General features: G+C 67.6%; 4 protein-coding genes. All 4 read left to right on the top strand.

The window, feature by feature from the left end:
- A partial coding sequence (locus CEK69_RS20705; RefSeq protein ID WP_226975249.1) for a response regulator occupies positions 1-3,041 on the top strand: 3,041 nt, incomplete at its 5' end.
- Entirely contained in the window at positions 3,028-4,365 is a 1,338-nt protein-coding gene (locus tag CEK69_RS20700; protein WP_152247684.1) for a chemotaxis protein CheB, read from the top strand. The genes CEK69_RS20705 and CEK69_RS20700, both read left to right, overlap by 14 nt.
- A gap of 73 nt (positions 4,366-4,438) precedes the next feature.
- Positions 4,439-4,915 (top strand): chemotaxis protein CheW, encoded by a 477-nt coding sequence (locus tag CEK69_RS20695; RefSeq protein ID WP_152247682.1) that lies wholly within the window; start codon positions 4,439-4,441, stop codon positions 4,913-4,915.
- Positions 4,916-5,285: 370 nt separating this feature from the next.
- Positions 5,286-6,818: RHS repeat domain-containing protein (locus tag CEK69_RS20690; RefSeq protein WP_193314055.1), on the top strand; the 1,533-nt coding region annotated here is incomplete at its 3' end.

Genomic DNA, 6,818 nt, shown 5'->3' with positions numbered 1-6,818 from the left:
CACAGGCGCAAGCCCCGCGGGGGGGGTGTCGCGCCGCCCCGCCGCCCCCCCCCCGCGCCCCCGCCCCCGCCGATGACACTGCTGAAGCGCACGAGCAACAGCTCAACGAGCACGCCCCTGCGATCGGCTTGCACCAGCACCCGTTGGCACCGTCGAGCGGCTGGCGCCACGATGGCGTGGCCTCGGCCAACGACGATACCGAGTCCACCGCCGAGCACGGCGACGCGACACCGGATGCCGCAGCGCATCCGGAGGACGCAACGCACGAGGGCGATGCGGCGTCTCTCGCCACAGACGCGGTGGGCGAACACACCGACGCCGAAACGGATGCGGAACACGTTGCGCCGACCGGTGATGCGGGTGATGGCGCGCCGCGCGACGACGCCGCCGAAGCGGAGCACGCCGCACACGCGACGCCGTCCGACGGCGAGGCGGCGTCGGACGCGCATCCCGTGGCATCAGACGAAGTGCACCACGCGCCCGAGGGCGCCGTCGATCAGAACGACACGACCACGGCAGCCGATACCGACACGGCGTCCGCCGGCGATATCCACGAAGAACACCACCAGCAAGCGCCGGAGGCCACCGTACCCGCGCCGTCCGACACCGACACCGACGCAGCGCAGGCCGCGGCCGATCCCGCGCGAACCGATCTGTCGGCCGTCGATCTGGGGCCGCTGGACTTCGCCGACCTCGATCGCGAGCTGGTCGATATCTTCGTCGACGAAGGCAAGGACCTGCTCGACCACTGCGATCGCCTGATCGCCGAGCTGCGCGCCGCGCCGCAGGACCGCGACGTGCTCGGCGGCCTGCAGCGCGACCTGCATACGCTGAAGGGCGGCGCGCGCATGGCCGGCATCAACGCCATCGGCGACCTCGGCCATGGCATCGAGTCCTTGCTGGAGGCGGTCGCCGCCCATCGCACCGAGCTCGACCGCCAGGACGTGCAGTTGCTGGAGCGCGGCTTCGATCGCCTGCACCAGTTGTTGACCCTGACCGGCAACCACCGCGCGGTGGCGATGCCGCAGGACCTGATCGGCGCGTTCGACGCGCGCACGCACGGGCAACGGCTCGCCGCCGCCAGCGATGCCGAGACTACCGTCGCGGAGCCGCTCGCGGCGGCCGACGACGCGCTGGCTGCCGCGGCACTGGCCGCCGTGGCGGCGCCGTTGTCGGCACCGCTGCCGGTGGAGGGCACGCCCGACGAAGAGGCGACGATCGCGCGGCCCATGCAGGAACAGGTACGCGTGCGTGCCGACCTGCTCGATCGCCTGGTCAACCACGCCGGCGAAGTGGCGATCTACCGTTCGCGGCTGGAGCAGCAGTTGGGCGCGTTCCGCGGCGCGATGGCCGAACTGGACCGCACCAACGCGCGTCTGCGCGATCAGCTGCGGCGCCTGGATCTGGAAACCGAGGCGCAGATCGTCGCCCGCTACCAGCGCGAACAGGACCAGACCGAGCAGAGCTTCGATCCGCTGGAACTGGACCGCTTCTCCACGCTGCAACAGCTCAGCCGCGCGCTCAACGAGTCCGCGGCCGACCTGGGCGGCCTGCAGGGTGTGCTCGACGACCTGGCGCGGCAGTACGACGGTCTGCTGCAGCAGCAGTCGCGCGTCAGTTCGGAATTGCAGGACGGGCTGATGCGTGCGCGCATGGTGCCGTTCGACGGCCTGGTGCCACGGCTGCGGCGCGTGGTGCGCCAGGCCGCCAGCGAGACCGGCAAGCAGGTGCACCTGAGCCTGGAAGGTACCCACGGCGAACTCGACCGCAACGTGCTCGACCGCATGGTCGCGCCGCTGGAACACATGCTGCGCAACTCGGTCGCGCATGGCCTGGAGGCGCCGGAGCAACGGCGTGCCGCGGGCAAGGCGGAGGAGGGCAACATCGCCATCCGCCTGCGCCGCGAGGGATCGGAAATCGTGCTGGAAGTGGCCGACGACGGCGCCGGACTCGACCGCGAGGCGATCCGCCGCCGCGCCGAGCAGCGCGGGCTGATCGCCGCCGACGCGGTGCTGTCCGACGACGAACTGGATGCGCTGATCTTCGCGCCCGGGTTCAGCACCTACGACCAGGTCAGCCAGCTGGCCGGCCGCGGCGTCGGCATGGACGTGGTGCGCAACGAAGTGCGCCAGCTCGGCGGCTCGGTGGACATCCACTCGGTGCGCGGCCAGGGCGTCACCTTCACCCTGCGCCTGCCGCAGACCCTGGCGGTCACCCAGGCGGTGTTCGTGCAGATCGGCGAGACCACCTTCGCGGTGCCGGTGGCGTCGGTCAGCGGCATCGGCCGCATCGGCCGCGAGCGCTTCGAGGCCGGCACCGGCGGCTACCGCTACAGCGGCGAGGAATATGCGCTGCACGACCTCGGCTCACTGGTCGGGCAGGCACCGGCACGTGCCGAAGGCCAGGCGCAGGTGCCGTTGCTGCTGGTGCGCGCGGGCGACCTGCGTGCGGCGGTGGCGATCGACCAGGTGCTCGGCAACCGCGAAATCGTGGTCAAGCCGGTCGGCCTGCAGATCGCCTCGGTGCCCGGCATCTACGGCGCCACCATCACCGGCGACGGCCGCGTGGTGGTGATCCTCGACATCGCCCCGTTGGTGCGCCGCTTCCTGGCGCAGCCGTTGCGGCCGGTGGTGGAGGCCGCGCCGACCGAACAGCGCCGCGTGCCGCTGGTGATGGTGGTCGACGACTCGCTGACCATGCGCAAGGTCACCGGCCGCGTACTGGAGCGGCACAACTTCGACGTGGTGTCCGCGCGCGACGGCGTCGAGGCGCTGGAACGCCTGGAAGAGCGGGTGCCCGACCTGATGCTGCTGGACATCGAGATGCCGCGCATGGACGGCTACGAACTGGCGACGGCGATGCGCGCCGATCCGCGTTACGCCGCCGTGCCGATCGTGATGATCACCTCGCGCAGCGGCGAGAAGCACCGCCAGCGCGCCTTCGAACTGGGCGTGCAGCGCTATCTCGGCAAGCCTTACCAAGAGTTGGATCTGATGCGCAACGTCTACGACCTGCTGGGGATCGCCCGTGTTCGCGAATGACGGCGATGCCACCTCCACGCCGGTCGCGTTGCTGGCCCGTCCCGGCAAGGCGCGCGAGCGCCTGCGCGAGGCGCTGCACCTGGTCGGCGCGGCGATCGTGCTGGAAGACGACCCGGGCGCGATCGACGCGCAGACCCTGGCCGATGCCGCCCCCAGCGCGGTGCTGATCGCGCTCGAACCGGCGATCGAGGACGCACTGGAGCGGCTGGATGCGGCGCTGGCGCTGCCTGGCGTCACCGTGATCTTCGACGAGGCCGAGCTGGCCGCGCGCCGCGAAGGCTGGGAAGCGCAGCGCTGGGCGCGGCACCTGGCGGCCAAGCTGCAGGGCCACCAGGACGTGCTGCCGCCCGGCCGCGAGACCGAGACCGGTCTGCAGCCGGAGCCGGGCCTGCCGGCGACGCCGGCGCAGCTGCACGAGGACGCGCCGATCGGCCTGCATGTCGACGAAGCCGCCGGCTTCGCCGCGGCCGTGCCGGAGGACGGCGTCTATGCCTGGCAACCGCCGACCGACGTCGCGCCGGGTTTCGAGGACCTGCAGTTCGCACGCGCCGAAGCCGCTGCCAGCGAAGCGTCTGCGCAGCCGGCTGTGCCGCACGTCGATGCGACACCGGCTGCGCCCGCCGCCACACCCGCGGCGCTGCCGGCCAGTGCCTGGTCGCTGGTCGACGACGATGCGCCCCTGCTTGCCGCTGCGCCGCGCGCGTCGCAACACGTCCCGCAGTTCTCCACCGAAGGTCTGTCGCTGGTCGCGCTGGAATCGGAAGAGCCCGCGTCCACGAGCGGCGCCGGTGCAGGCGCCGCCGCGCACGGTGCGGTGCTGGTGATGGCCGGCATTGGCGGCCCCGATGCGATCCGTCGCCTGCTCGCCGCACTGCCGGAGAACTTCCCGCTGCCGCTGCTGGTGCAGTTGCGCCTGGATGGCGGCCGCTACGGCAACCTGGTCAAGCAGATCGCCCGCGTGTCCGCGCTGCCGGTGCTGCTGGCCGAGGCCGGCGAGCCGGTCGCCCCTGGCAACGTCTACATCCTGCCCGACGACGTCGGCGTGCACGGCACGGCCGGGTTGCGCTTCGTCGCCCAGGACGCCGGCGCCTCCGTGGTCGCCGGCCTGCCGGCCGCGCACAGCGCGGTGCTGCTGCTCAGCGGCAGCGACCCGCAGCAGGTGGATGCGGTGCTGGCGCTGGCCGCGCAGGGCGCCTGGGTGGCCGGGCAATCCGGCGACGGCTGCTACGACCCCGCCGCCGGCGCGCACCTGATCCTGCAGGGCCATCCCGGCGGCGATCCGGCGCAACTGGCCCAGGCCTTGACCGCACGGTGGAGCGGCTGAGCGAGGCGGCACACGCCATTCATCGCTGCGCCCCTATCGCGCGTTTTTTCCGCTTCCAGGACGAAGTCACTCCATGAGCAGCTACGCCAGCAACGACGAAATACGCGGTGTCCTCATCCTGGCCGGCAGCGAGCGCGTGTTGCTGCCCAACGCCACCATCGCCGAAGTGATGTCGCGCGTGCCGGTCGAACCGCTGCCCGACGCCCCGCACTGGCTGCTCGGCCAGATCGCCTGGTACGGCTGGAAAGTGCCGCTGGTCTCCTTCGCCCGCCTGACCGGCCTGGGCGCCGAGATCGTGGCTGCCAACAACAAGATCGTCGTGCTCAAGGCCCTGGGCGGCAACCCCGACCTGCCGTACTTGGCACTGCTCACCCAATCCTTCCCGCAACTGATCTCCGTCCCCCGCGACGGCCTGCTCGCCGACGCCTCCGAAGAAACCCTCCCGCCCGGCGTGCACATGCGCGTGCTGCTGGGCGAGCAGAGCGCCTTGCTGCCGGATCTGGAGGCGATCGAGGGGATGGTGGTGGAGCGGTTTGCGGCGATCATCTAGATCGGCAGCCGTCTTGCAACGGCCTTGCTTCTGACTGCGTACCGCAACCATCCTGGCCGATGCTATGCGCGCTTGAGCGAAAGCCGCAGCGGCTTGTTGCCAGTGGATAGGGCCATCGTCTAGCATCGCTTCTCGTAATGACAAGGATTGTCGTATGCGCAACGTGCGTGTTCCGTTCGTTTTAGAGCTTCGCCCAGGGATGAAGCGGCCTGCCCAGTGTCGGGTATCTCCCCCAAGCCTTCCGATTTCGTTTCCCTTTCCAGTCGCTGATTGGCTGCGTCAGGTTGCGCACCATGTGGAGATTGGTCGTGTCCGATGTATGCGATCGGCAGACGGTTTGACTCACTTTGGCAATCGTCGACTCGACTGGATGGATTTCCTGCAAGGACGCGCAATGATCAATATACATCGCAATCGCATATCTTTTGCTAGCTGCTTCGCTTTGGTGGCGGTGCTGTTTTTTCTGCTGGCGAATTCTGCGTTCGCCGCGACAGAAGGAAAGAAACAGCAGTTTCTCGTTCGCGACATGTATGGAAATGATCATGGTACCTACGACACGCAAGTGCAGGCAGAAGCCGCGATCAAGATGATTTCCGGGCCGCAGGGCATGGAAGATGTCTATAAGTACGTCGATACGATCAAAAACGAAGTGATTCGTGAAAATGGGACTGCGCTGATTACCTACTGGATGGGGCGCAAGAGGGCAAATGATGAGGGCTGGCGATACGCTCCCTATGGAGATCCTGCTCCAGATTCTGAAGAAAAGGAAGTGAAAGCACTAATTGACCATTTTGTGTCTGAATCTTCTCAGTGCGGAGTGGATCTGAGTGCAAGTCCTACGGGTGACTGGGTTGGCTCGCCAGATCAAGGTCCTTATCCTCAATATGATTGGGGGCTTGAGTATCAACATAGGGCTTATCAAGTTAACGGTTATAGTGAAGTTGATTGTGGGCGAATTCAATACGAGGTGGAGTTGCAAAGAAGGAGGCGTTCCGAATGCCCGAACGATTACATGAGCTGGCATATAAGTGATCAGGCGTGCACTAATAAAGAAATTTTCGCCACCGTCGAAGTATCGACGCTGCAGTGCGGCGGCGAGAAAAGTAATGGCGGTGGCCCGGTTAGTGGCGGAAATTCCGGCATGGTCGGTAACCCCTGCGACGTCAAGACCGGCGAGAAATTCCAGACCGAGCGCGACCTGGATCTGGGCTGGATCACCCTGACGCGCTATTACCACTCAGGCATCGCACTGAATACCGGTGGATTCGGCCCCGGCTGGACCTTCTCGCACAGCTTGCACCTGACCATCCAGGGCGACGCGCTGGGCCTGATCGAGGGTAGCGGCTATGCCGTGCCGTTCCGCAAGATGGGAGCCGAGTATCGCGCGGCCAATGCCTCGGGCGAACGCATCGTCGCCAACGGCGACCAGTGGGTGCTGTATCGCCAGGATGCCATCTACACCTTCGATGCCAAGGGCAATCTGGTCTCGCGCATGGCCGAGGATGGCAGCGGATGGGTGTACGGCTATAACGCGCGTGGGCGCTTGCAGAGCATCGCCTCGCTGCAGGGGCGCTCCATCGAACTGGTGTATGCCGACGACAACGACGATGCGCTGATCACCGGCATCGTCTCCGGTGGGGTGCAGTTGGCCAGCTACGGCTACGACCAGCAGCGCCTTGCGAGCGTCACCTATGCCGATGGCAAAAGTCGGATCTATCACTATGAAGACACGCGCTTCCCGCGCCATCTTACCGGCGTGACCACGGAAGATGGCCAGCGCTTCAGCACCTTCGCCTACGACGAGGTCGGCCGTGCGATCTCCAGCCAGCACGCCGGCGGTATCGACGGCGTCACGCTGGCGTACTCGGCTGCCGGTACTCGCGTCACCGATGCGCTGGGCGAT

The organism is Xanthomonas sp. LMG 12462, from assembly GCF_009192885.1.
In the GTDB taxonomy this organism is placed as follows: domain Bacteria; phylum Pseudomonadota; class Gammaproteobacteria; order Xanthomonadales; family Xanthomonadaceae; genus Xanthomonas_A; species Xanthomonas_A sontii.
This window is presented reverse-complemented; position numbering and strand designations above follow the sequence as displayed.

What these genes read in the sequence shown, in the direction of transcription:
- CEK69_RS20695 (WP_152247682.1), top strand. Translation starts at nt 4,439, where the DNA reads ATGAGCAGCTACGCCAGCAACGACGAAATACGCGGTGTCCTCATCCTG.